Below are 23,388 nucleotides of genomic sequence, written 5' to 3'. Positions count from 1 at the left end.
GGGGAAGAATGGTCCCCCGTGACCATCCTCCCCGCCTCGCCCCCTCCCTCCGTGATCCTGCTCGGCGGCGCGTCGGGCTCCGGCAAGTCCTACCTGGCCCGGCGGCACGGCCGGCCCCACCTCTCGCTCGATGCGTTCTACCGTCCGCAGTCCGACGACGGCGCCGCGGGCGGGCCCGGCCCCGTGTTCCCGCGCACCCCCTACGGTGAGATCGACTGGGACCACCCCGGAACGTGGGATGAGCAGGCGGCCGTGGACGCCGTCGTCGAACTGCTCGAGGAGGGCGCCACGCGCGTGCCCGACTACGACATCTCCACGTCCTCCGTCCGCGGGCACAGCACCGTCGCGCTCGAGCCGGGCGGGGTGATCGTGGCGGAGGGCATCTTCGCTGAGCGCATGCCCGCCGCCCTGGACCGGGCCAGGGTCCGCTACGCGGCCTGGTACATCGACCAGGCGCGGACCACGACGGCGGCCCGCCGGTTCGTGCGCGACGTCGCCGAACGCCGCAAGCCGGTGCCGTTCCTCGTGCAGCGGGGCTGGTCCCTGTACCGGACGGACGCGGCGCGCCGGGCGGCGGCCGTGGCGGCCGGCTTCACCCCGCGACGCAAGCGGGAGATCATCGCGGATCTCACGGCCTGACGGGCCGCCCGCAGCCGGGCCGCCCGTGCCCTCAGCCGGCGGTGCCCGCGGTGAGGACGGCGAGCTGCTCGTCCACGACCTCGAGCCCGGCGGCGGCGGCCCACGCCGTGTACTCCTCCCGCAGGGCCACGGCGAACGCGGGGACGCTCACCCCGGGGCGCACGTCCTCGGCCGCGCCCGCCGTGCGGGGGTCCATGTCCAGGCCGAGCTCCCGGTAGACGTCGACGAGCACGGCCCGCAGCGGGGCGGGGTCGGACACCACCACGTGGGTGGAGAACAGGAACGCCCCCTTCACCACGCGCTGCGCGGAGCCGGCCAGCTTCACCGGGTAGGTCGGCGCAGGACCCTGCACGGAGAACTCACCCGGGCAGTACTCCCCCGGGATCTCGCCCACGGAGGCGGGCACGTCCATGCGCGCGAACGCCCGCACGAACAGGTCGGCGAACTCGGCGAACCGGGCCTGCTGGGTGAGTGCCGCGTCCTCCTGCTGGCTCAGGTGGTCCACCACCAGGCAGCCGTGATGGTAGGCCGCCGCCCGCCCGCCGGCCCGGCGCACCGCCGGCGCGAAGCCGTGGGCCCGGGCCGCCGCAGCCGCGGCCGCGAAACCGGGCAGCCGCGCGTCGCGCTGGCCGAACGCGACCGTCGGTTCGGGCACGTAGACGCGGATCAGATCGTCGAGGGCCCTTCCCTCGGCCGCGGCGGCGCGGAAGACGGCCAGCTCGCCCATGGCCCAGTCGAGGTCTTCAGCGGCCCCGAGGGTCCGCTCCTGCACGGCCCAGCGCAGCCGGGGAGCTGGGCTCACAGGCCGCCCTCGACCGGCCAGGAGCGCAGGGTGAGGGTCTGCTCGACGTGGGCGAAGGGGCCGTCGTCGTCGTGGAGGACGGTGCTGGTCAGGCCCACGCCGTCCGGGCCCACCGTGACCTGCCCCGCGAGGCCGAGCCAGTGGCCGGTGGGCTCGCGGTACAGGTGGATCTGCAGGTCCACGTTGGGGAAGAACCACCCGCCCGGCTTCGCCGGCAGGGCGGGGGCGATCCCGTTGGCCGCATCGGTGAGGCTGATCAGGCGCACCAGGTCGCTCGTGCTCTCCCCCGCCACCATCTCGCGGTCCGTGGTGAGCCACACCCGGCCGTGGCCCGGCCCGTGGCCGGGCAGGACGACGCCGTCGAGGGAGGCGATGTACCCGCCTCCCCATCCGTGGAGCGCGTTGTGCGACTGCGCCTGCGAGCGCGGCGGGAGGGGCTCGTCCGGCAGCTGGGCGACGGCGGAGGTGTCCGAGGTGGACAGCAGCCAGGCGCGCAGGGTCAGCACGGTGCGGCCCCGGGCGTGGAGCACGGACTCGACGAGCTCGATGGTGCGGCCCGGACGCAGGGTGCGCGTGACCACCTCGAGCTCGCCCGACCAGAGCGTGCCCAGGATGTCGTAGGAGAGCCGTCCCACCCGCAGCCCGGGGGTGGTCTCGTGCGCGGCGACCTCGTGCAGCAGCAGACCCGAGACGGCGGCCATGTGCATCTCCTCTTCCCGCCATGCGCCCTGGGCGTGCACGGTGGAGCGCACGCGGGAGGTCCGGACGCCGTCGGCGTCCACGGTGGGCTCGTCGAGGCGGACGTAGAAGGCCAGGGGATCGTCGGCGACGGAGGTCGCGGGGGTGGAGGTGATGTCGGTCATGGGCCGAAGTCTGCCAGAACGACGACGACGGCCGGTGACCTCCCCGCGGGGATGTCACCGGCCATCTTGGCGTGGGCCCAGCCGGGGTTCAGCGGCGCATGACCTTGCGGGCGATGCCGTTGCCGATCAGCTGCAGCGCCTGGACGAACACGATCACCACGATCACGGCCAGCCAGGTGACCTCCGGGCGGAACCGGTTGTAGCCCTCCACGATGGCGAAGTTGCCGACGCCGCCGCCGCCGATGATGCCCGCCATCGCGGACATGTCCACGAGGGAGATGATCACGAACGTGAAGCCGAGGATCAGCGGGCCGAGGGCCTCGGGCAGCACCACGGTGCGCACGATCCGCATGCGGGAGGCGCCCATCGCGCGGGCGGCCTCGATCACGCCGGGGTCGAGGGAGACGAGGTTCTGCTCCACGATGCGGGCGATCCCGAACGTGGACGCCCAGATCATGCAGAACACCACGGCGGTGTTGCCGATGCCGCTGCCGAGCACCGCGATGGTCAGCGGCTGCAGGGCGGCGATGAGGATGACGAACGGGATGGGCCGGATCAGGTTCACGACGAAGTTCGTGACCAGGTAGACGGCACGGTTGGCGAAGATGCCGCCCGGGCGCGTGGTGTAGAGGACGAGCCCGATCAGCAGGCCGAGGATGCCGCCGAGGATGAAGGCCCAGCCGACCATGTAGAGGGTGTCCCCCACGGCGGTCAGCAGCTCGGGGCCGTAGTACCCCCAGTCGAGGTTCTGGAATCGTTCGATCACTGGTGCACCTCCTGCACGTCCCCGGCGCCGGCCAGCTCCGCGACGAACGCGTCCACCGCGGCGGCCTCGCCCGTGAGCGCCACGGTGAGCAGGCCGTACGCGGAGTCTTTGGTGGCGGACATGCCGCCGTGGACGATCTCGAAGCCCACGCCGCGCGTCGATGCGGTGCCGAGCACGGCCGAGACCGCGGCGGAGTCCTTGAGCGAGACCATGATCAGCCGACCCTCGGTGCGTGCCCGGATGCGGGCCACCTCGTCGGCGTTCGGCCGGTCCTTGAGCGCCGTGGCCACGAAGGACGCGGCGTCGGCGGAGTGGGCGGGCCGGGAGAAGAGGTCGTAGACCTTGCCGGTCTCCACCACGCGGCCGGTGTCCATCACGGCGACGCGGTCGGCGATCGAGCGGATGACCTCCATCTCGTGGGTGATGGCCACGATCGTGACCCCAAGCTCCTCGTTGACGCGGCGCAGCACGGAGAGCACCTCGTGCGTCGTCGAGGGATCCAGGGCGCTGGTGGCCTCGTCCGCGAGCAGGATCTCCGGCTCGGCGGCCAGGGCGCGGGCGATGCCGACGCGCTGCTTCTGGCCGCCCGAGAGCTGCTCCGGGTAGTGCTTGGCCTTGTCCGCCAGGCCGACGAACTCGAGCAGCTCCGCCACGCGAGCGCGGCGCGTGGACCGCGGCCAGCCGGCCGTGTCCAGGGCGAACTCGATGTTCCCGGCCACCGTGCGGGAGGTCAGCAGGTTGAACTGCTGGAACACCATGCCGATGCGGGTGCGCAGCGGACGCAGCTTCGCTTCGGAGAGGTGGGAGACCTGCTGGCCCAGCACCGTGACGGTGCCCGACGTCGGCTTCTCCAGCCCGTTGATCATGCGGATCAGGGTGGACTTGCCAGCGCCGGAGAAGCCGATGACGCCGAAGACCTCGCCGCGGTTCACGGTGAGCGAGACGTCGTCCACGGCCTTCACCCCGGCACCCTTCTTGCCCCCGAAGACGCGGCTGACGTGGTCGAAGACGATGACCGGCTCCCCCGGGGCGCCCGCAGAGGGGCGCCCCGGGGTGACCGCGTCACGGTTGGATGTACGGGAACCTGCCATGGATCAGGCGCCCTGCTTCGCGATCGCGTCCTGGTACTGCTTCAGGGTCTCGTCGATCTGGGCGGCGTCGAGCTGCACCGGCACGCTGGTGCCGGAGGAGAGCTTCGCGGACTCATCCAGCACGGCCTGCTCGTGGTACAGGGCCGCGATCTTCTTGTAGGTCTCGTTGTCGCGGTCCTCGCGACGCACGGCGAAGCCGTTGACGAACGGCTTGGCGGAGTCGGCCTTGGGGTCGTCCTTGAACAGGGCGGTGTTCGTGTCGATGCCGGCGTCGGCCGAGAACGTGTTGTTGATGACCGAGCCCTGGACGGACTCGAGCGCGTTCACGGTCTGCTGGGCGGCCACGGTCTGGACCTTCACGGTGGAGGCGGCCTCGTCGATGTCCTTCGGCTCCGGGCGGATGGTCTCGTTGGACAGCTTCAACAGGCCGGCGGCGACGAGCACGTTGATGGCGCGGGCCTGGTTCACGGTGTCGTTCGGGATGGCGACGGTGTCGCCCTTCTTGAACTCGGAGACGTCTTTGTACTTCTTGGAGTACAGGGGCAGCGGGATGATCTCGGTGGTCCCGATCAGCGTCAGGTCCTTGCCGGAGGCCTGGTTGTAGTCGGCCAGGTAGGCGATGTGCTGGAACCAGTTCATGTCGATGTCGCCGTTGTCCAGCGCCGGGTTCGGCTGCGTGTACTCGGTGAAGTTGCGGATCTCGACGTCGATGCCGTGCTTCTCCTTGGCGAGCTTCACCAGGGCGCGGTGCGTCTCGTTCTCGGACACGACGCCGATGCGCACGGTCTGGGCGCCGTCGTCGCCCTTCTTCTCGGCCTGCGAGTTGCAGGCGGTCAGGGCGAACGCGCCGACGGCGGCCAAGGACAGGCCGGCGAAGGAGCGGCGGGAGATGTTCGAGGGGGTCGTCATGGGGTTCTCCTTGGAGGACGGTGCGACGTCGCCGGCGCGGGTGGGCACGGCGGGTGCGGAACGGTGCGGGGTGGGCCGTGCGGTGGGTGATTCCCCGCGGGGCACAGCACGGCGGGCGGGGGGCGAGAGACGCCCCGAGCCGGAGGCCGGGATCCTTTCGAACGCTGCTCTTGCCCGTCCCCCAGTCACCGCGGGCTCCCCTCGAGGGGTCTGCACGCAGCGGAGGCGGGCCGCTTCTCGGTCCGTTGCCACCCGTGAACATGGGGTTGGCGAGCGGCTCGTCGTGGGACCACGTGGACCCGCCGAGGCGGGGTCCACAGCCGCTTCTCCTGAAGCTGGGCCCAAGCCTATCGCAGCGTGTGCGCTCCATCGGGCAGGGCGGTGACGCGCAGCGTCATACTGCGGGGCCCGGGGCCGACGTGTGATGCCTCTCGCGGGACGACGACGGCCGGGCGCCTCCGCGGGGAGGCGACCGGCCGTCGTCGGGACGGGGCTCAGGCGGACGGGATCAGAAGTCCCAGTCCTCGTCCTCGGTGTTCTCGGCCTTGCCGATCACGTAGGAGGAGCCGGATCCGGAGAAGAAGTCGTGGTTCTCGTCCGAGTTCGGGGAGAGTGCGGAGAGGATGGCGGGGTTCACGTTCGTGGTCTCGGCCGGGAACATGGGCTCGTAGCCCAGGTTCATCAGCGCCTTGTTCGCGTTGTAGTGCAGGAACTTCTTCACGTCCTCGGCCAGGCCGACGGCGTCGTAGAGGTCATGGGTGTACTCGACTTCGTTCTCGTACAGCTCGAACAGCAGCTCGAAGGTGAACGCCTTGAGCTCCTCCCGCTTCTCCTCCGGCAGAGTCTCGATGCTCCGCTGGTACTTGTAGCCGATGTAGTACCCGTGCACGGCCTCGTCGCGGATGATCAGGCGGATCAGGTCGGCGGTGTTGGTGAGACGGGCGTGCGCGGAGAGGTACATGGGCCAGTAGAAGCCCGAGTAGAAGAGGAAGGACTCGAGCAGGGTGGAGGCGATCTTCTTCTTGTACGGGTCCTGGCCGTCATAGCGCTCCACGATCAGGCCGGCCTTGGCCTGCAGGTTCCGGTTCTCACGGGACCAGCGGAACGCCTCGTCGATCTCCGGGGTGGAGGCCAGCGTGGAGAAGATCGAGGAGTACGACTTCGCGTGCACCGACTCCATGAACGCGATGTTCGTGAGGACGGCCTCCTCGTGCGGGGTCATGGCGTCCGGGATGAGGGAGACGGCGCCCACGGTGCCCTGGATCGTGTCCAGCAGCGTCAGGCCCGTGAACACGCGCATGGAGAGCAGCCGCTCCTCATCCGTGAGGTGGGACCAGGACTGGACGTCGTTGGACAGCGGCACCTTCTCCGGCAGCCAGAAGTTGTTGACGAGGCGGTTCCACACCTCCACGTCCTTCTCGTCCTGAATGCGGTTCCAGTTGATCGCCTCGACGAGGTGGGACTGCTGGGTCTCGGTCACGGCAGGGCACATCCTTCAGAAGAATTCGTTGAGAATCCGCGGATTCCGGGGGCTCACGGGAGCACGGTCATCGGGGCGCGGGTCCCGGACAGTCTAGGCGCTGGGTGCCGCTGGGGCCATGGAGGCGAGGGTGTGGTCGGCCACCCTGGCGCGAAGTCGCTTCCACCCCGCTGGACCGATGCCGGTCCGACACGTCCCCAGGTTCTAACCCTCGCCGCGCTCCGCCATGCTGGCGACGGTGAGTGCTCGTTCGAGCTGGGCATGCGCCATCGGCGCGTCGATCATGCGCCGGATGGATTCAGGATCCGAAGCCTTTCCAGGGGCCCGGAGCGCGTCAGCCACGATCCGTGTCACGTCGTCCGATTGGAGTCGGGCCACTGCCTTTTCCCACTCGTCGCGACGCACCACTGAGGCATCGGTCTTGTCGGCACCGGCAGCATCCGCTGTCGCCATCCGATCGCGCAGGGCGAGGCCGAGCATGAAAACGCTGACAAGATTCGCACGGGCCGCCTGCCCACTCGGGTCATCCCGGATGGCTTGGAGTGTGTGTTCCACAGACCGGCGGAAGGCCTGAGGTGACATGGCTGCAACAACCTGCACCTGCCGGACCTGCTGCAGTCGTTCGGTCCGCGTCAAACGGGCCCAGAGTGCTCGAGCCTTGGGAACGGCGACTGCGCCTGCCCAACGCCCAACGGCGGGTAGGGCATAACGGATGCCGACACGCACGAGCGCACCAGCTGCCAGCACAAGGAGCGCCTCCCACTCCTGGGCGGCCTGGCCGCCAATGCGGTGGCTGGAGGCCCCGCCCGTCGGCCCGTCCTCGACCCACCGCCATGCCGCATGACCGCGGAGTTTCCCTTGATCGTCGAAAAGGTGACCGGTCTTGGCCCCGCCGCCATTCCTGGCATTTCCTAAACGCAACCCATCCGGAATCTCCGGCTCCCAGCGTCCCATCACTCCACCTCCAGCGTCGGCAGTGCATCGACGATCTTCATGGTCTCCACGCTTACCGTCACGATGCGGCCGAGGAGATCGCGGATGTAGCGAGGGTCGCCGTGCTCGAGACCCCAGTCATTCGGGTCATTGACGATACCCGAAGCCTTGTCCGTCTTCACCTGGTAGCGCTCGAGGATCCAGTCCACGGCAGACCGGGAGCCGAGCGTGTACCGCTGGGCCTCTTCCGGCAGCCCGGTCAGGGTGAGGTAGCCGTTGTACTTCACGGTGGTCTTGTCCCACGCGCCAGCCTTGCCGCCGTACTTCATCTGGGTGACGCGGTAGCGCTCGACCTCGTTGAGCGCCTCCGGATCGATGGCCCAGTGCTCCTGCAGCGAGTAGGGCTCCACGGACTCGTAGCCGATATGCAACTCGGAGAGTGCCCGGCCTACATCGGAGAACGCCCGGAAGTCCGACGACGGCACCTGCGGGATGCGGGGCAGCATCTTCCTCAGGTCCGCTGCGAACCTCTCCCGGTAATCGGGCGAGTGCAGCACGCCGTAGACGTAGTAGAAGATGTCGTCCTTGGCCACCGCCTCGCCGTATTTGGCACGGTAGGACGCCAGGGTGGCGTCCGTGATGTTGTCCACTCGCGTGTAGGCCGCACTGCCCGAGGTTGTCATCGCGGCTTCGGCAAACAAGTCACCCTCAGACTCGACGTGGGTGTAGCGAGGAAAGAACTGACCCTGTCCAGATCCCCAATAGGCGAGATCCGGCAGAGCGTCCGTCGCCAAAACACTGAACCCCTTATCGCTACCAGGACCCACCATATAAAAACCTACGTTTTTCGAATTCTCATCCGGAAAAAATCGTCGCATAGCGGCCGGGCGGTGGATCAAATCGAGATTTGCTATGACGTAACGCTTGTTGAATGGGCGATACGACGCCGGGTGGAACCGAATCGGTTTGACGCAGATCTTCTGGCCCGCCTCGTGACGCGCAACGAGTGACGAGCTCCAGCTAACGTGGCTGGGGTCCATATCGCGTTGACCAGTTTCTATGCCAGCATTGAAGTAATCGGAAATACGTTTCACTTTCTCATGAAGCGATTCTGTTGAGTCGGAGTAAACCCAGGCATCGCGTCCGGTTTCGAGGCCTCGGCCGTTCGACACGAAGATCGCATCCCGCCCGTCCTTCATGGACAGCGGATGGAAGGTCTGGAAACGGTCGTCGCGCTGGTTGATCCAATCGCCCTCGGTGTTCGGGGTGATCTTCTGCCAGTCCAATGACCCCAGCGTCGCCTGATCCACCAGATCCAGCTTGGTCTTCCGGTCCAGGTAGTCGCCGATGTCCTTGTAGTGCAGGCGGGCATGGTCGACGGCACCCGGCCGCCTCACCAGCAGGAGCACGGCCACGGTTGCCCTACTGCCCGGGCCAAAGATCTGTCCACCTTCGCGACGAGCTCTCTCCCCAGACGTCCGTGTGTTCCCCCGCAGGTTGTACACGTAGATCTCGTGGAACTCTGCGTAGAGGGTCTTCCGCAGGCCGTCCGCGGTGTTCCCGTCGATATACCCGCCGTTGGACACGTAGCAGAGCACGCCGCCCTGGTCGGACGTCAGCAGGCGGTTCGAGCCCCAGCGGATCGCACGGATGTAGGAGTCGTAGAGGGAGTTCTTGTTCTGGGCCGTCGAGAGCTTCGCGTAGCTGTCCCGGATGGAGGCATCGAGCGTCGGGTAGCTCAGGTTGGCGTTGTCATCGTTGCCGGAGGTCTGCCCCACCGAGTACGGCGGGTTGCCGATGATCACCCGGATGTCCAGGTCATTCTGCACCTGGACGCGGGCGTTGTTGGAGCGGAACACCACCTCGTCGAGCTTGTCGCCGTCCTCCGTCATCTGGAAGGTGTCCGTCAGCACGATGCCGTCGAACGGCTCGTAGCCCACCGCCGCGGCGTCTTCGCCCGCGGCCCAGGCCTGGTCGGCCATGAGGCCGTGGAACGTGGCCTCGATGTTGATCGCGGCGATGTAGTAGGCCATGAGCAGCAACTCGTTGGCGTGCAGCTCCTGGGTGTACTTGCGCAGCAGGTCCTCCGGGCGGATCAGCCCCGACTGCAGCAGGCGCACGATGAACGTGCCGGTGCCGGTGAAGGGGTCCAGCACGTGCACGCCCTCGTCGGAGATCGACGCCCCGAAGTTCTCCTGCAGGGCCTCGTCCACCGCACGGAGGATGAAGTCCACCACCTGCACCGGCGTGTACACGATGCCCAGGGACTCCGCCGTCCGCGGGAACGCCAGCTTGAAGAAACGCTCATAGAGCTCGGTGATGATCTTCTGCTTGCCCTCGGCCGTCTCGATGCCCTCGGCCCGCATCCGCACACCCCGGTAGAAGTCCTCCAAGGAGTCCACCTCGGTCTCCAGGTTGTACGAGTCCAGCACCTGCGCCATGGCGTCCATCACCTGGGAGACGGGGTTGTGCGCGGCGAAGGAGTAGTCCTCGAACAGCGCCTCGAACACCGGCTTGGTGATCAGGTGCTGGGAGAGCATCTCGATCGCGTCCTGCTCCGTGATCGCGTCGTTGAGGTTGCCGCGCAGGCCCTCGAGGAACAAGGCGAACTTCCGGCGAGGTTCACGGTCAGGGCCGTTCAGGATGCCGCGGATGCGGATGATGTGCCGGTCCGCGATGTCCTTGACGTCCTTGGCCCAGTCCTCCCAGTAGCGCCGATCCCCCACCTTGCGCACCAGACGCGCGTAGATGGCGTCCTTCCACTGCTGAGCGTCCTGCATGGCGAACAGCGCCTGACGCGTGCCCCGAACGGACGTGTCCTCGCCCGAGCCGGGAGCGCCGTCGTCCTCCGCGGCGTCCCCCGAGCCGATGCCGATCACCTGCACCCGGTCCTCCACGGACCGGCCCAGCGCGATCTGGTTGACCATCGCCTCGAAGCGGTCATCGTGGGCGCGCAGCGCCTGCAGCACATCCCACACCACCTTGTACGCCTTCGAATCGTTCAGCGCGGACTCCGGGTCTGCCGATGCGTCCACCGCGATGGGCAGGATGATGTAGCCGGTCCTCTTCCCGTCTGCTTTCCGCATGACCCGCCCCACGGACTGCACCACGTCCACCTGCGAGTTCCGCGGGCTCAGGAACAGCACCGCGTCCAGGGTGGGGACATCCACGCCCTCCGAGAGGCACTTGGCGTTGGAGAGGACCCGCACCGTGTTCTCCCCCGCCGATTGCTTCAGCCAGTTCAGCTCCCGCACCCGCTGCGCCATGGGGAACGTGCCGTCTACGTGGGAGGCCTCCACCCTCAGGTCCGGGGTCATGGGGTCCGTGGAGGTGGCCAGCTGACGGCTCACCTGCTCGAACTGGAGGGCCAGCTGCTTCGACTCCTTGATGTTCCGTGCGAACGCCACCGCGCGGCGCATCGGCGCGGCATCCACCTCATCCAGCCGGCCGCCGTCCACCCCTCGCTTGGCCAGCCCATTCCAACAGCCCACGATCCGCGCGGCGTCGTCCAGGTCCAGGCCTTCGGTGTCCGCGAGCATCTGCTGGAACGAGGCGCCGATCGCGTTGGTGTCCACCGCGAGGATCAGCACCTTGTAGTCCGTCAGGTGGCCCTGCTCCACCGCCTTGCCGAAACCCAGCCGGTGGAACTCCGGGCCGTAGATGGACTCATCGTCCATCGAGTAGACGGTGACCTGGTCCTGCGCGGCCTTCGCCTTGGCCTCCTGCACGTAGATGCGCGGGGTAGCCGTCATGTACAGGCGCTTGGCCGCCCGGATCTTCGCGGCGTCATGGACCATAGTGAACGCCGAGCCGTCCTGGCCCTGCTCGGTCACACCCGTGGTGCGGTGGGCTTCATCGCAGACGACCAGGTCGAATTCAGCGAGGCCGAGGTCCTGGGCCTGCCGGACCACGTCGATGGACTGGTACGTGGAGAAGACCACCGTCACAGCCTCGTCCCCGGTGGAGACGGCCGCGCGGGCCGCGAGCTTCGCCGGGTCCGTGCTGGCCGGGAAACCCAGGTCCGAGGCAGCGATGTCCTCACTGGCCCGGCGCCGCCCCACAGAAGCGTCCGAACACACGGCGAACGGGCGCAGCGGTACGTCCGCATTGGCCGTCCACTCATTCAGCGTCTGCTGCAGCAGCGCGATCGACGGCACCAGGAACAGCACCGTGCCGCCCACCGGCACCATCCGCTCCACCAGCTTCAGCGACGTGAACGTCTTGCCCGTACCGCACGCCATGATCAGGCGGCCACGGTCCTTGGTCTCGAACCCGGCCACGACGTCGTCGATCGCCTCCCGCTGGTAGCGACGGGGCTCCTTGCGTGGGCGCTGAGTCAGCTCCTCCGGACGCTCGAACGTGAAGTCGGACCAGTCGATGGCCGAGTCCACCAGCGTCTGGATCCCCACCCTGGTGACGTCCTTGGACTGGCCCGCTCGCGCGGCTTCCGCCGACGAGGACCACTCGAGCGCCGTGTCAATCACCATGCCGTGGGCGAAGTCCACCTTGCCCAGCTCGGTGAAGAATGAGTCAATGCTGCCCTTCTGCAGCTTCTTCTCCGGATCGAAGAACTTCACCTGGACGCCGGTGAGTTCACCGGTGTAGCGATCCTTCGCGACGATGTCGATACCGTTGTCTGGCCTATTCGCCCGGCCGGGCCATTCGTTCCACAGCCACACTTCCGAGAACTGGTCCGCGAACTTCGGCTCCACCTCAAGGAAGCGCTTGGCCAGCCGCTCGAAGCGACGGCCCTGTTCCTGGCGGGAGAGCTCCGAGAGCCAGAGACGATCAAGCACCTCGTCGAAACCGACGCGGGACTCACTCCCAGGGTCCGCCTGGTCCATGGCGGAGGGGTCTGTCGAGGATGCGGCGTCCGGCGTCGAGATGGTCATGCGGACCATTGTGACCCGGGGCCGCCGGGGAGTGGAATGCGGCTCGCGGGGGTGCCTCACAGGGCGGCCGGCGTATCCGCGGCTCAGCGGCGCCAGCCCTCCGGCTGCGCGGCCAGGCCGACGATCATGTCCCACGGCAAGACGGCGCGGATCTTGCCGCACCGACGTCGGTGGTCAGACTCCGCTGCGGCCGCGGCGGCGGCTTCCCTCACGGTGGCCTCGTCTGCCCCGAGGGCCTCGGCGGTCCAGAGGATCGCCTCGCTGCACAGGAGCCGGTTGTACGCGCGCCGCGCGGAGGTGTTGGGCGTCCCACGGGTGTACGCGCCGGATCCGTTGGTCGACTGCGTGCTGAACCACCGGACCATGTGCTGCCGCTGCGACGAGTACCAGACGTTCCGTCGCTGCCCGTGACGATCCTCGTAGTCCTGCGCGATCGGCGTGCGCTCCGTGAGGGTGCCGAGAATGGTGGCGAAGGCTCGGGTCGTGAAGTCGCCGGGCGCGACGTCATCATCCGTTGCATGCTGTGCCCCGCGCTTCCGGCGGGCCCAGGACTGTGTTGGACTGCTCATGATCACCATTCTGGCCTGCACCGGACCCTGAGCGCCGAGCCTCCCGTCAGTTCGTGCGCTTGAGGCCGCGGCGCAGCCAGGGGTCGGCCCAGCGGGTGAGGGCGGGCAGCACGAGGTAGACCATGAACGGCATCACCAGCACGACGTTCGCGAGCACCCGCAGCGGCAGGGGCACGTCTGCCGGCAGGACGTGGGACAGCAGCCACTGGCCGAGCAGGCTCATAGGGAAGAACCCGGAGAAGATCACGATCATCTGCTTCCACCGGGGCGGGGTGACGGGGTCGGCGAGCTCCGCCGGGTCGAACCAGCCCTCGAGCCCGGTCCGCGCACTGACCTGCTCGGACACCACCTGGCCGGCCATCTGCGCCGCCCAGGCCGCCCGCTCAGGCGACTCCTCCCACGCGCGGCACGTGGCGTCGTCGGCGAACCGGTACACCATGTGCCACACGTGCGAGTCCCGCTCCAGGCGCACCAGCCCGGAGCCGAGGTAGCCGTCGAAGCCGAGCATGACGTCCTGCCCCGCGCGCACCCAGTCGCGGATCCGCGGAGCGGCCCCGGGCGCCATGTGCCGGGCGATCTGCTTGGTCACCGTGCTCATGCCAGGAGGATACGGGGCGGGGGCCGCCCAGGCCTGCCCGCCCTCCCCGACCAGGCGCGCCGCCCCACTTCGAGGCGGGAAATCGAGCGCACCCGCGCTCAGAAGCGCGGAATACGCGGGATTTCCCGCCTCGAAGGGTTGGCTGTCAGAGCATGCAGCTGACGCAGCCCTCGACCTCGGTGCCCTCCAGCGCGAGCTGGCGCAGGCGGATGTAGTAGATCGTCTTGATGCCCTTCGTCCACGCGTAGATCTGCGCGCGGTTCAGGTCACGGGTGGTGGCCGTGTCCTTGAAGAACAGCGTCAGGGACAGACCCTGGTCCACGTGCTGCGTCGCCGCGGCGTACGTGTCGATGATCTTCTCGTAGCCGATCTCGTACGCGTCCTCGTAGTACTCGAGGTTCTCGTTGGTGAGGTACGGCGCCGGGTAGTAGACGCGGCCGAGCTTGCCCTCCTTGCGGATCTCGATCTTCGAGGCCACCGGGTGGATCGAGGAGGTCGAGTTGTTGATGTAGGAGATCGAGCCCGTGGGCGGGACGGCCTGCAGGTTGCGGTTGAAGATGCCGTGCTCCATGACGGAGGCCTTCAGCTCACGCCAGTCGTCCTGCGTGGGCAGGGCGATGCCGGCCTCGGCGAACAGCTCGGCGACGCGCTCGGTGGCGGGCGCCCACTCCTGATCCGTGTACTTGTCGAAGAACTCTCCGGAGGCGTACTTCGAGTCCTCGAACCCGCCGAACCGCTGGCCGGTCTCGATGGCGATCCGGTTCGAGGCCCGCAGCGCGTGGAACAGCACCGCGTAGAAGTACATGTTCGTGAAGTCGATGCCCTCCTCCGAGCCGTAGTGGACGCGCTCGCGCGCCAGGTAGCCGTGGAGGTTCATCTGCCCCAGGCCGATGGCGTGGGAGGCGGCGTTGCCCTTGGCGATGGACGGCACCGACTGGATGTCGGACATGACCGACACGGCCGTCAGCGCACGGATCGCGGTCTCCACGGACCGGCCGAAGTCCGGCGAGTCCATGGTCTTGGCGATGTTCATCGAGCCGAGGTTGCAGGAGATGTCCTGGCCCACGTGGGCGTAGCTCAGGTCCTCGTTGTACTCGGAGGCCTCGGAGACCTGCAGGATCTCGGAGCACAGGTTGGACATGGTGATGCGGCCCTTGATCGGGTTCGCGGCGTTCACGGTGTCCTCGAACACGACGTACGGGTAGCCGGACTCGAACTGGATCTCGGCGATGGTCTGGAAGAACTCGCGCGCGTTGATCTTGGTCTTCTTGATCCGCGCGTCGTCGACCATCTCGTAGTACTTCTCGGTCACGGAGATCTCGGAGAACGGCACCCCGTAGACGCGCTCGACGTCGTACGGCGAGAACAGGTACATGTCCTCGTTCTTCTTCGCCAGCTGGAACGTGATGTCCGGGATCACGACGCCGAGGGAGAGGGTCTTGATGCGGATCTTCTCGTCCGCGTTCTCGCGCTTGGTGTCGAGGAAGCGGTGGATGTCCGGGTGGTGCGCGTTGAGGTACACCGCGCCGGCGCCCTGGCGCGCGCCGAGCTGGTTGGCGTAGGAGAAGGAGTCCTCGAGGAGCTTCATCACGGGGATGACGCCGGAGGACTGGTTCTCGATCTGCTTGATGGGCGCGCCGTGCTCGCGGATGTTGGTCAGCGAGAGGGCCACCCCGCCGCCGCGCTTGGACAGCTGCAGGGCGGAGTTGATGCCGCGGGCGATCGACTCCATGTTGTCCTCGATGCGCAGCAGGAAGCAGGAGACGAGCTCGCCGCGCTGCTTCTTGCCCGAGTTGAGGAACGTGGGGGTGGCTGGCTGGAAGCGGCCGGCGATCATCTCGTCCACCAGATGGGTGGCCAGCTCCTGGTCGCCCCGGGCCAGGTGGAGGGCGACGACGGCGACGCGGTCCTCGTAGCGCTCGAGGTAGCGCTTGCCGTCGAAGGTCTTCAGGGCGTACGAGGTGTAGAACTTGAACGCGCCGAGGAAGGTCGGGAAGCGGAACTTGGCCTTGTAGGCACGATCGAACAGGCCCCGGATGAACTCGAAGGGGTACTGCTCGAACGTCTCGGTCTCGTAGTAGTCGTTCTTCTGCAGGTAGTCGAGCTTCTCCTCCAGGTCGTGGAAGAACACCGTGTTGGTGTTGACGTGCTGCAGGAAGTACTGGCGCGCGGCCGCGTGGTCGGCCTCGAACTGGATGCGACCGTCGGCGCCGTAGAGGTTCAGCATGGCGTTGAGCTCGTGGTAGCCGAGGTTCTGCCACTCGGCGGGCATGTTCTTCGCCTGGCGGATGAGGTCCGCCTCGGTGGGTGCGGTGGTGGTCATGTCCACAGTCCTTCCAGGCCGCCGCGGACGCGTTCGACGTCGTCGGGCGTGCCCATCAGCTCGAATTTGTACATGAGGGGCACCTGGCACTTGCGGGAGATGATGTAGCCGGCCAGGCAGTAGCCCTCATGGAAGTTGGTGTTCCCGGACGCGATCACACCCCGAATCCAGTGACGGTTCTCCGGGACGTTGAGGAACTTGATCACCTGCTTCGGGACCGCGCCCGGCCCGCTGCCCCCGCCGTAGGTGGGGGTCATCAGGACGTACGGGGCGGTGGCCCCGAGGGTGGGCTCCCGGGTGATCAACGGCAGTCGAGCCACCCGGTCCTCGGGCAGCTCGAGCTTCTCGACGAAGCGGTGCGTGTAGTTGGAGGCGGAGGAGAAGTAGATCAGTCCCGCGTCGGTGGGGACGAGCCCCTGCGCCTCGGCCGAGCGGATGTGGCTCGGGTCCGCGGCGACGGTCATGTCGACTCCGGTCAGGCCACCGATGCCGCGGCGGACTCGGCGAGCTCGGCGATCTTGTCCGGGCGGAAGCCGGACCAGGAGTCGGTCTCGGTGACGACGACGGGGGCCTGCATGAAGCCGAGGGCACGGACGCGCTCGAGGGCGGCGGGGTCCTGGGACATGTCCACGACCTCGTAGGCGATGCCCTTCTTGTCCAGTGCACGGTAGGTGGCGTTGCACTGCACGCAGGCCGGCTTGGTGTACACGGTGACGGTCATGGCGATCCCTGTTCCTTCGTGGTCTCTGGTGGTCTGCGGGTGTCGGCGCGGCGCCCGCGAGGTGAATCACGGGGCGTGCCGAACATCTGCGTCGATACTACATCTAGTGATCACAGCCGGGAACCATCCCTACATGTAGTAGTCACACCGCTGTAGTTACGTATCCCCACCCTCTGCCCATCCTGTCCACACCCTGCTGTGCGAGACGATCCGCGCGGACATGCGGGACACGCCGGGACCGAGGTCGACTGTCCACAGCCGGTGGAGATCTCGGGGCCGGGTTCCCACAGCCGGAAAGTCGGGTTCGCCACGTCCGCGAGCGGCGTGTCCGGCCCCCGCGGACCACTACATGTAGGAGCCCGCCGCCGGCCGGCGTCGGAATACCCCGTGACCACCGGGGGTTGCCCCGGCATGAGCACCTCCCCCACCGTCACCCGCAATGACGCCGAGTCCCGCTACGAGCTCCACGACGGCGGCACACTGCTCGCCGTCCTCGACTTCCGGGACAACGGCGCGGCCGTCTCCCTGAACCGCGCGTTCACCATCCCGGTGCACCGCGGCCGGGGCCACGCCGCCGCGCTGACCGCGGGCGCCGTCGAGGACATCGCGACGAACGGCGGCCCCGCAGGGGGCCGCCGCATCGTGCCGATGTGCTGGTACGTCGCCCAGTGGTTCGACGAGCACCCGGAGAAGAGCGCGCTGCTCGCGCCCCACTGACCGGCGCGGTCAGGCCGCGACGCGGTGCCGGCGCACCACGGCCAGGACGCCCGCGGCCAGCACCGCGACGGCGACGGGCCACGCCGCCGGACCACGCCCGGTCTCGACCGTGTCCGGCACCGTGTGCTCGCCGTCGGCCGGATCCGCAGGGGTCTCGGGCTCCGCCGGCGAGGTGGGAGTGTCGGGATCGGCCGGCTGGCCCGGAGCGTCGTCGAACGGGCCGGCCACGGGGAAGGTCACGAACCCCGGGATCCGCCCGTTCTCCCAGTCGTAGAGGTCCACGCGGGGATCGCCGAACCGCACGGTCACCGTCCGCGTCGTCGTCACGCCGTCCCTCGTGGCCCGCAGGGTGACGGTGTCGGATCCGGTGAAGCCCTCGGGCGCCTGGTACACGTAGCCGCCCGGCCCGCCGGTCTCCTCCTCCGTCACCTCGACGACCCGACCCTCGGCCGGGCCCGCGACGAGCGTCAGCGGCGCCGCCTCATCGCCCGTGTACGAGGAGATGAACACGTGTCGCTCCCCCGGCGCCGCGAGCAGGGTGGTGTCCCAGGCGGTGGGGAGCATGTGGAAGCCGAGCTCATGACGCTGGTCGGCGCGCAGCGGCTCGCCCGGGTCAGCGTCGGTGAGGTCGGCGTCCGGACCGTAGGTGAGGGCGGCCACCTCGCCGCCCAGGACGTAGAGGGTGTAGACGACGGGACCGGTCCCCGACTCGCCCAGGCTCCGCCGGGCCGCGGCGACGTCGAAGTCACCGCGCTCCAACTCGTCGTCGTACGTGAACGGGACCTCGGTCTCGGCGCCGCGGGCCTCCCCCTCCAGCACCGGAGCCACCGTCAGGCGGACGTCGGACTCGTCCACCTCGAACTCGGTGCCGAAGGAGGCACCGGTCTCACCCTCCGCGCCGGCCACGAGGAAGGATCCGCCGGGCAGGCCGTGCTCGGCGGTCCATCCAGCGGGGTGGGCGGGTGAGGCGAGGGCAGGGGTCGCCCCCAGGCCGGTGAGAAGGACGCCGGCGCCCAGGGCGGCGGCAAGGCGGGTCGGTCGGGCGGTGCGCATCGTGCTCCTCCAGGGGTGCGGTGCTGCGACGGGCCGAAGGGTTCTCCGGCGCGGACGCCCGAGGTCGACCGGATGCCGCACTCGCCGCGTCGGCACGAATCTACGCCGCACGGACGTGAGGCGGGTCACCATCCGGTGACGAAGCGCTATCGACTCGGTCACGGCGACGCGCGATGCGGATCGGGCCGCCCGGCCGGCCGGTGTGTCAGCGGGATGCGCTGGGCGAGGGGCTTGCCCCGGAGGAGGGGCGCGGGGTGGCCTGCGCCGTGTCGGCCGGGCTGGGCGACGGGCTCGCCGATGCGGTGTCCCGCCCCCGCTGGTCCTCGGCGTCCCGGCCGGACGCGCTGGCGGAGCCCGACGCGCTGGAGGAACTGGGCGAGCTCGACGACGGCAGCACCGGCTTCTGGGTGGCGCGGAAGTTGCGCACCCGCTGCAGCGGCTCCGGGACGAAGTCCGAGGGGACGGAGCCGCCGTCGGCGCCGGTGCCCTCGATCTTGATGGGGCCGGTGAACCCGGACGGTTCCGCCGTGCGCGCCCCGCTCGACCCGATCACGCCCATCTCCGCGAGCGTCGCGGCCAAGCTCTCCAGCTCCTTGCGGTGGCCCTCGACCACGCTGGAGGCCAGCTCCTTCGCCGCGTCGTCCGAGCCGTCCTCCGCCTCCGTGGCGGAGATCGTCAGCGCGCCCTGATAGAGGCGGCGCATCTGGAGCAGGTAGATCCGTCCTGCCTCCTCCGGCTCGGCGGCGGCCAGCACGTTCTTCTCCCGGTCGGACAGGAGTCCGGCGCGCAGCTCGTCGCCCACGATCTCCGCCGGCTCCGCGTCCTCCGTGGACTCGGGCTGCGCAGACGGGGTCGCCTCGGCACCCGCACCGCGCACGTCATCCGAGGGGACGCCCCAGCCCTCGAGCATCGACTCGAGCCGGCCCGCCCGCTCCTCGTGCTCGGACTTCATCCGTTCGGCGGTGGCCCGGATCTCCTGGTCCACGCCGTCCTTGCCCAGCACCTGATCGGACTGCTGGATCGCGTCGCGGTGGTTGCGCAGCAGCAGACCCGCGAACTGGATGTCCGCCGCGAGCGGGTCGGCGGACGTCTGGCTGGGGCTGGCCAGCACGCCCTCCAGGTAGGTGTTCCCCGCCTCCGTGTCACCGGTCTGTCCGGGCTCCTCGACGACGCTGCAGCCGCCGGTGGCCAGGGTGATGCTCAGGAGCGCCCCTCCGACGGCCACGCTCCAGCGGCGGGGGTGCACGCGGGCGGGGGCGATGTCGGCTCGGCTCATGGGCGCAGGTCCTCTCGGCGGTCGTCACCCGGTCACGGGGTCAAGGGCGGTCCGACGCGGTCGGCCGCCCCGGCCTCCCCAGGGTACCCCTCCGGCCTCCCGGCCCCGGGGTCGCCGCGGCCTCAGGCGACGCGGGTGGCCTGCACCACCCAGTTGTTGAAGGCGTTCCCGGCCATCCCGGTGCCCGGCACGAGGTCGCACGTGATCAGCGTGACCTTCGCGTCGTCGCCCCCGGGCTCCCATGCCCAGCGGTGCGACGGATCCTGGGTGAGCGCCTCCTTCTCCACCGAGACCGCGTCCGCGTCCGCCTCGAAGGCGGCCTGCGTGCCGTCGTCGTATGTCACCACGACGACGGCACCCGCGCGCACGTCGCCCAGGTTCCAGAACACGTCCCGCACGCCGTGGTAGACGACGTGCCCGGCCAGGACCCCCGCGTACCGGGACCGCTCCCCCGGCGTGGTGCCCCACTGCGGCGGGCCGTACCAGCCGACCGTCTGTGGCTCCGGGTCCAGGTCGCCGCCCTCATCCAACTGCGTGAGGTCGATCCCCGCTCCGACGATCTGCTCGCCGTCCTGGTGGACGTCCACGTGCACGGGCGTCGCCGTGACCTCGTCCCACGGGGCGGCGGGGCCGGAGAGGTGGGCGGCCGCGGCGGGGGTCGGCTCCTCGGACGGTGCCGGCTCCTCGGTGGGGGTCGGCTCCTCGGACGGCGTGGGTGTGCCGGCGAGCTCCTGGGTCTCGACGGGAACCGCCGCCTCCCGCGTGGTTGCCGCAGAGGACGGGCTCACGGACGCCGTGGCGCTGAGGGTGGGGGCAGCGCTGATCGGCACGGCGCCGACCGCCAGCACCCCGCGCAGCGCGAGGAACACGAGGCTCAGGCACAGCAGCAACAGGACCACCCACAGGGCGCGTCGGACGGTGGTGTTCATCCGGGTTCTCCCCTCGTGTGCATCGACGCGGCCCGCCCGGGGCCGCGTCCGACGACGGCATGGTCTCACGCGCTCCGGCCTCAGCGCGGCGCGTCATCCCCGGGCTCGGCATAGCGGTCCCGGACGAAGGCCTGCAGCCGACGGGCGATCTTCTCCAGCGTCGCGGTGGCGAAGTGGTCCTCCCGCCACGCCGCGTGCAGTCGCACCGCGAGCGCCCGCCCCTGCGCGATGACCCGCACCGGCGTCAACCCGAAGGCCGGGTCCTCGGTGACGACGGCGACGCCCGCCCCCGTCGCGACCAGGGCCTGGGCCACCCGCCCGGAGTTCGCCTCGACGAGGGCCGGCGGCGTGAGGCCCGCCACGGCCACGGCGCCGTCGAGGACGCGCCGCGCCATGAAGGTGCGGGCGGGTGCGACGACCGGCTGGGCCACGAGGTCGTCGAGGGACACCCGCGTCCGGCCCGCCCAGGGGTGGCCCGGGGCGACGTACGCCCAGACCGGCAGGTCCATCAGCGGCAGCGACGCGACGGAGGGCGGCGGCACCGTCGGCATCACCACGAGGTCGTGCCGCGCGACGGCGTCGAGCAGCGAGTCGTCCAGCTGGGTCTCCGCGACGCGCGGGCGCGGGTCCTCCTCCCCGAAGGTGGCCACGAACGGCAGCACGACGTCGATGAGGGTGGTGCCCGGTGCGGCCACGGCCACGTCCGTGAGCCGACCGGAGGCGAGCGTGCGGGCCGCCTGCTCCGCCCGGCGATGGGCGACGAGGACCTCGCGCGCCACCGGGAGGAACGCCTCGCCGGCCGTCGTCAGCTCGAGCCGGCCGCCGACCCGGGCGAACAGTGGCAGGCGCAGCTCACGCTGAAGCCGCTGCAGCTGCCGACTGAGCGCGGACTGCACGAGATCCAGGCGGATCGCGGCCCCCGAGACCGTGCCGACCTCGGCCACCGTGACGAAGGCCCTGAGCAGTTTCTCCTCCATGCCGGATGAGCATAGCCGCCATGCCAGATCATCACTGGACGGCATGGACCCGACGCCCCACCATGGGAGGACGCGGCCCGACGCGTCGTCGTCGTGCCCACCCGTCGTCCCCGCTCCCCGTGAGCCGTTCCCAGGAGGCATCCCCATGACCGCCACCCCCGACCTCGAGCAGACCCGCCATCTGGTCACCGAGCTGCCCGGCCCTCGCTCCCGTGAGCTCGCCGAGCGCCAGAAGCGCGCCGTCCCGGCCGGAGTGGCCACCACGATGCCGGTGTACGCGGCCCGCGCCGCGGGCGGCATCCTCGAGGACGTGGACGGCAACCGCCTGATCGATCTGGCCTCCGGCATCGCCGTCACCTCCGTGGGCGCCTCCCACCCGCGCGTCGTGGCCGCCGTCCAGGAGCAGGTCGCGCAGTTCACCCACACCTCGTTCATGATCACGCCCTACGAGGGCTACGTGGCCGTGGCAGAGCAGCTGGACCGCACCTGCCCGATCCCCGGCGAGACCCGCACCGCCCTGTTCAACTCCGGCGCCGAGGCCGTGGAGAACGCCGTCAAGGTGGCCCGCGCCTACACCGGCAGGCAGGCCGTGGCCGCGTTCGACCACGCCTATCACGGCCGCACCACCCTGACGATGGCGCTGACCGCCAAGTCCATGCCCTACAAGCACAGCTTCGGACCGTTCGCCCCCGAGGTCTACCGCGTGCCCGGCTCCTACCCGCTGCGGGACGGCCTGTCCGGCGCCGAGGCCGCGCAGCGCGCCATCTCCGCGCTGGAGAAGCAGATCGGTGCCGACAACCTGGCCGCCGTGATCATGGAGCCGATCCAGGGCGAGGGCGGCTTCATCGTCCCGGCCGAGGGCTTCCTGCCGGCCGTGGTCGAGTGGTGCAAGGCCAACGACGTCCTGTTCATCGCGGACGAGGTCCAGTCCGGCATCGCCCGCACCGGCGCCTGGTTCGCCTCCGAGACCGAGGGCATCGAGCCGGACCTGATGGCGACCGCCAAGGGCATCGCCGGCGGCATGCCGCTCTCCGGCGTCACCGGCCGCGCCGAGGTGATGGACTCCGTGCACCCGGGCGGCCTCGGGGGCACCTACGGCGGCAACCCCGTCGCCACGGCGGCGGCGCTCGCCGTGTTCGAGGCCGTCGAGGAGGACGGTCTCCTGGAGAAGGCCCGCCGGATCGAGCAGGTCATCCGCGAGCACTTCGAGCAGAACGCCGACGACCGCATCGCCGAGGTCCGCGGCCGCGGCGCGATGATGGCGATCGAGTTCGTGGGCCCCGCCACCGGCGAGCCGGACGCGACGCTGACCGCCACCGTGGCCGCGGCCGTGCGCGCCACCGGCGTCATCCTGCTCACCTGCGGCACCTACGGCAACGTCGTACGCTTCCTGCCGCCGCTGACCATCGGTGAGGACCTCCTCAAGGAGGGCCTGAGCGAGGTCACGAAGGCGCTGCAGTCCGCCTGAGCGCCCGCCACCGGCGGACCGACGACGACGGCCCCGCATCCCTGCCCGGGATGCGGGGCCGTGCGCCTGTCGGCGGAGGACTCAGATGTCGTCCTCGTACGCGGGGCCGCCTTCGTTCTCCAGGACCTCGAGGCGCCGGGACTTCTCGGCGGTGAAGATCCGGCGGACCCCCGCGCCGCCGAACTCGTCCTCCGGGACCAGCCCGACGCCGTACTTGCGCAGGGCCTTCTCCAGACGCAGACGCTCGTCCACCCGCAGGTCGGCCAGCCCCTTCTCGAAGCGGCGCAGCTGCTCCTTCTCGAGGCCGGCCGCGGTGGCCAGGGTGCGGACACTGACCTGGGCGAGAGCGCGGCCGGCGCGCGCCACGTCAAAGGTCATCGGG

General features: G+C 69.6%; 21 protein-coding genes. 3 read left to right on the top strand and 18 right to left on the bottom strand.

Going from position 1 to position 23,388, the window contains the following annotated elements; all coding sequences use genetic code 11:
* Window positions 1–18: 18 nt before the first annotated feature.
* Complete coding sequence (locus AC0VX2_RS05080) at window positions 19–639, top strand: uridine kinase family protein (RefSeq protein ID WP_020628074.1); 621 nt, start codon at window positions 19–21, stop codon at window positions 637–639.
* Window positions 640–670: 31 nt separating this feature from the next.
* Here AC0VX2_RS05080 and AC0VX2_RS05075 read toward each other — a convergent pair whose 3' ends face one another.
* The 13 genes from AC0VX2_RS05075 to nrdH form a co-directional block, all read right to left on the bottom strand.
* Complete coding sequence (locus AC0VX2_RS05075; protein ID WP_043282499.1) at window positions 671–1,441, bottom strand: lipoate--protein ligase family protein; 771 nt, start codon at window positions 1,439–1,441, stop codon at window positions 671–673.
* A complete protein-coding gene (locus AC0VX2_RS05070) occupies window positions 1,438–2,304 on the bottom strand; it encodes a thioesterase family protein (RefSeq protein WP_020628076.1) in 867 nt (288 codons plus the stop codon). Before AC0VX2_RS05070 ends, AC0VX2_RS05075 begins: the two co-directional genes overlap by 4 nt.
* Window positions 2,305–2,392: 88 nt before the next feature.
* Window positions 2,393–3,070, bottom strand: coding sequence for a methionine ABC transporter permease (locus tag AC0VX2_RS05065; RefSeq protein ID WP_020628077.1), 678 nt, complete (start codon window positions 3,068–3,070; stop codon window positions 2,393–2,395).
* Window positions 3,067–4,161 carry a methionine ABC transporter ATP-binding protein gene (locus AC0VX2_RS05060; RefSeq protein WP_101967795.1) on the bottom strand — a complete coding sequence of 365 codons (1,095 nt, stop codon included), beginning with the start codon at window positions 4,159–4,161 and terminating at the stop codon, window positions 3,067–3,069. Before AC0VX2_RS05060 ends, AC0VX2_RS05065 begins: the two co-directional genes overlap by 4 nt.
* Before the next feature lie 3 nt (window positions 4,162–4,164).
* Window positions 4,165–5,070: a MetQ/NlpA family ABC transporter substrate-binding protein gene (locus AC0VX2_RS05055; protein ID WP_126859781.1), complete on the bottom strand. Its 906-nt coding sequence runs from the start codon at window positions 5,068–5,070 to the stop codon at window positions 4,165–4,167.
* A 508-nt stretch (window positions 5,071–5,578) separates the two neighbouring features.
* Window positions 5,579–6,562, bottom strand: coding sequence for a class 1b ribonucleoside-diphosphate reductase subunit beta (gene nrdF / locus AC0VX2_RS05050; protein ID WP_205810588.1), 984 nt, complete (start codon window positions 6,560–6,562; stop codon window positions 5,579–5,581).
* A gap of 192 nt (window positions 6,563–6,754) precedes the next feature.
* A complete protein-coding gene (locus AC0VX2_RS05045; RefSeq protein WP_136939769.1) occupies window positions 6,755–7,504 on the bottom strand; it encodes a hypothetical protein in 750 nt (249 codons plus the stop codon).
* On the bottom strand, window positions 7,504–12,375 hold the full coding sequence (locus tag AC0VX2_RS05040; protein ID WP_240756357.1) for a DEAD/DEAH box helicase: 4,872 nt from the start codon (window positions 12,373–12,375) through the stop codon (window positions 7,504–7,506). The genes AC0VX2_RS05045 and AC0VX2_RS05040 overlap by 1 nt, the downstream gene beginning before the upstream one ends.
* An 83-nt stretch (window positions 12,376–12,458) precedes the next feature.
* Window positions 12,459–12,944 (bottom strand): hypothetical protein, encoded by a 486-nt coding sequence (locus AC0VX2_RS05035; protein WP_136939770.1) that lies wholly within the window; start codon window positions 12,942–12,944, stop codon window positions 12,459–12,461.
* Window positions 12,945–12,990: 46 nt separating this feature from the next.
* On the bottom strand, window positions 12,991–13,542 hold the full coding sequence (locus tag AC0VX2_RS05030; RefSeq protein WP_136939771.1) for an antibiotic biosynthesis monooxygenase: 552 nt from the start codon (window positions 13,540–13,542) through the stop codon (window positions 12,991–12,993).
* Window positions 13,543–13,687: 145 nt separating this feature from the next.
* Complete coding sequence (gene nrdE / locus AC0VX2_RS05025; RefSeq protein WP_180537555.1) at window positions 13,688–15,814, bottom strand: class 1b ribonucleoside-diphosphate reductase subunit alpha; 2,127 nt, start codon at window positions 15,812–15,814, stop codon at window positions 13,688–13,690.
* A gap of 47 nt (window positions 15,815–15,861) precedes the next feature.
* Window positions 15,862–16,329: a class Ib ribonucleoside-diphosphate reductase assembly flavoprotein NrdI gene (gene nrdI / locus AC0VX2_RS05020; protein WP_004167610.1), complete on the bottom strand. Its 468-nt coding sequence runs from the start codon at window positions 16,327–16,329 to the stop codon at window positions 15,862–15,864.
* An 11-nt stretch (window positions 16,330–16,340) separates the two neighbouring features.
* Window positions 16,341–16,586: a glutaredoxin-like protein NrdH gene (gene nrdH, locus AC0VX2_RS05015; RefSeq protein WP_036313172.1), complete on the bottom strand. Its 246-nt coding sequence runs from the start codon at window positions 16,584–16,586 to the stop codon at window positions 16,341–16,343.
* A gap of 411 nt (window positions 16,587–16,997) precedes the next feature.
* On the opposite strand from nrdH, the gene AC0VX2_RS05010 reads away from it, so the two are divergent.
* Window positions 16,998–17,303 carry a GNAT family N-acetyltransferase gene (locus tag AC0VX2_RS05010; protein WP_095354181.1) on the top strand — a complete coding sequence of 102 codons (306 nt, stop codon included), beginning with the start codon at window positions 16,998–17,000 and terminating at the stop codon, window positions 17,301–17,303.
* Between the two features lie 9 nt (window positions 17,304–17,312).
* On the opposite strand, the gene AC0VX2_RS05005 is transcribed toward AC0VX2_RS05010, so the two are convergent.
* From AC0VX2_RS05005 to AC0VX2_RS04990, 4 genes are all read right to left on the bottom strand, one after another.
* Entirely contained in the window at window positions 17,313–18,356 is a 1,044-nt protein-coding gene (locus AC0VX2_RS05005) for a hypothetical protein (RefSeq protein ID WP_144819748.1), read from the bottom strand.
* Window positions 18,357–18,561: 205 nt separating this feature from the next.
* On the bottom strand, window positions 18,562–19,632 hold the full coding sequence (locus AC0VX2_RS05000; protein ID WP_144819747.1) for a DUF305 domain-containing protein: 1,071 nt from the start codon (window positions 19,630–19,632) through the stop codon (window positions 18,562–18,564).
* A gap of 122 nt (window positions 19,633–19,754) precedes the next feature.
* Complete coding sequence (locus AC0VX2_RS04995) at window positions 19,755–20,561, bottom strand: class F sortase (RefSeq protein WP_144819746.1); 807 nt, start codon at window positions 20,559–20,561, stop codon at window positions 19,755–19,757.
* Window positions 20,562–20,641: 80 nt separating this feature from the next.
* Complete coding sequence (locus AC0VX2_RS04990; protein WP_144819745.1) at window positions 20,642–21,538, bottom strand: LysR family transcriptional regulator; 897 nt, start codon at window positions 21,536–21,538, stop codon at window positions 20,642–20,644.
* 145 nt (window positions 21,539–21,683) lie between these two features.
* Here AC0VX2_RS04990 and gabT point away from each other — a divergent pair, with 145 nt between their 5' ends.
* Window positions 21,684–23,006 (top strand): 4-aminobutyrate--2-oxoglutarate transaminase, encoded by a 1,323-nt coding sequence (gene gabT / locus AC0VX2_RS04985; RefSeq protein ID WP_396728934.1) that lies wholly within the window; start codon window positions 21,684–21,686, stop codon window positions 23,004–23,006.
* 81 nt (window positions 23,007–23,087) lie between these two features.
* Here the strand turns inward: gabT and AC0VX2_RS04980 are convergent, their stop codons facing one another.
* Entirely contained in the window at window positions 23,088–23,384 is a 297-nt protein-coding gene (locus tag AC0VX2_RS04980) for a hypothetical protein (protein ID WP_250203155.1), read from the bottom strand.
* Window positions 23,385–23,388: the final 4 nt, after the last annotated feature.

The organism is Micrococcus sp. iso_239 (assembly GCF_056173395.1).
The sequence above is the reverse complement of the archived record's forward strand: the minus strand, read 5'-3'. Positions and strand labels throughout refer to the sequence as shown.

Excerpts from the sequence above, each read along its gene's own strand:
- AC0VX2_RS05070 (WP_020628076.1), bottom strand. The coding sequence starts at position 2,304 with ATGACCGACATCACCTCCACCCCCGCGACCTCCGTCGCCGACGATCCC.
- AC0VX2_RS05060 (WP_101967795.1), bottom strand. The coding sequence starts at position 4,161 with ATGGCAGGTTCCCGTACATCCAACCGTGACGCGGTCACCCCGGGGCGC.
- AC0VX2_RS05055 (WP_126859781.1), bottom strand. The coding sequence starts at position 5,070 with ATGACGACCCCCTCGAACATCTCCCGCCGCTCCTTCGCCGGCCTGTCC.
- nrdF (WP_205810588.1), bottom strand. The coding sequence starts at position 6,562 with ATGTGCCCTGCCGTGACCGAGACCCAGCAGTCCCACCTCGTCGAGGCG.
- AC0VX2_RS05045 (WP_136939769.1), bottom strand. The coding sequence starts at position 7,504 with ATGGGACGCTGGGAGCCGGAGATTCCGGATGGGTTGCGTTTAGGAAAT.
- AC0VX2_RS05040 (WP_240756357.1), bottom strand. The coding sequence starts at position 12,375 with ATGACCATCTCGACGCCGGACGCCGCATCCTCGACAGACCCCTCCGCC.
- AC0VX2_RS05035 (WP_136939770.1), bottom strand. The coding sequence starts at position 12,944 with ATGAGCAGTCCAACACAGTCCTGGGCCCGCCGGAAGCGCGGGGCACAG.
- AC0VX2_RS05030 (WP_136939771.1), bottom strand. The coding sequence starts at position 13,542 with ATGAGCACGGTGACCAAGCAGATCGCCCGGCACATGGCGCCCGGGGCC.
- nrdE (WP_180537555.1), bottom strand. The coding sequence starts at position 15,814 with ATGCCCGCCGAGTGGCAGAACCTCGGCTACCACGAGCTCAACGCCATG.
- nrdI (WP_004167610.1), bottom strand. The coding sequence starts at position 16,329 with ATGACCGTCGCCGCGGACCCGAGCCACATCCGCTCGGCCGAGGCGCAG.
- nrdH (WP_036313172.1), bottom strand. The coding sequence starts at position 16,586 with ATGACCGTCACCGTGTACACCAAGCCGGCCTGCGTGCAGTGCAACGCC.
- AC0VX2_RS05010 (WP_095354181.1), top strand. The coding sequence starts at position 16,998 with ATGAGCACCTCCCCCACCGTCACCCGCAATGACGCCGAGTCCCGCTAC.
- AC0VX2_RS05005 (WP_144819748.1), bottom strand. The coding sequence starts at position 18,356 with ATGCGCACCGCCCGACCGACCCGCCTTGCCGCCGCCCTGGGCGCCGGC.
- AC0VX2_RS05000 (WP_144819747.1), bottom strand. The coding sequence starts at position 19,632 with ATGAGCCGAGCCGACATCGCCCCCGCCCGCGTGCACCCCCGCCGCTGG.
- AC0VX2_RS04995 (WP_144819746.1), bottom strand. The coding sequence starts at position 20,561 with ATGAACACCACCGTCCGACGCGCCCTGTGGGTGGTCCTGTTGCTGCTG.
- AC0VX2_RS04990 (WP_144819745.1), bottom strand. The coding sequence starts at position 21,538 with ATGGAGGAGAAACTGCTCAGGGCCTTCGTCACGGTGGCCGAGGTCGGC.
- gabT (WP_396728934.1), top strand. The coding sequence starts at position 21,684 with ATGACCGCCACCCCCGACCTCGAGCAGACCCGCCATCTGGTCACCGAG.
- AC0VX2_RS04980 (WP_250203155.1), bottom strand. The coding sequence starts at position 23,384 with ATGACCTTTGACGTGGCGCGCGCCGGCCGCGCTCTCGCCCAGGTCAGT.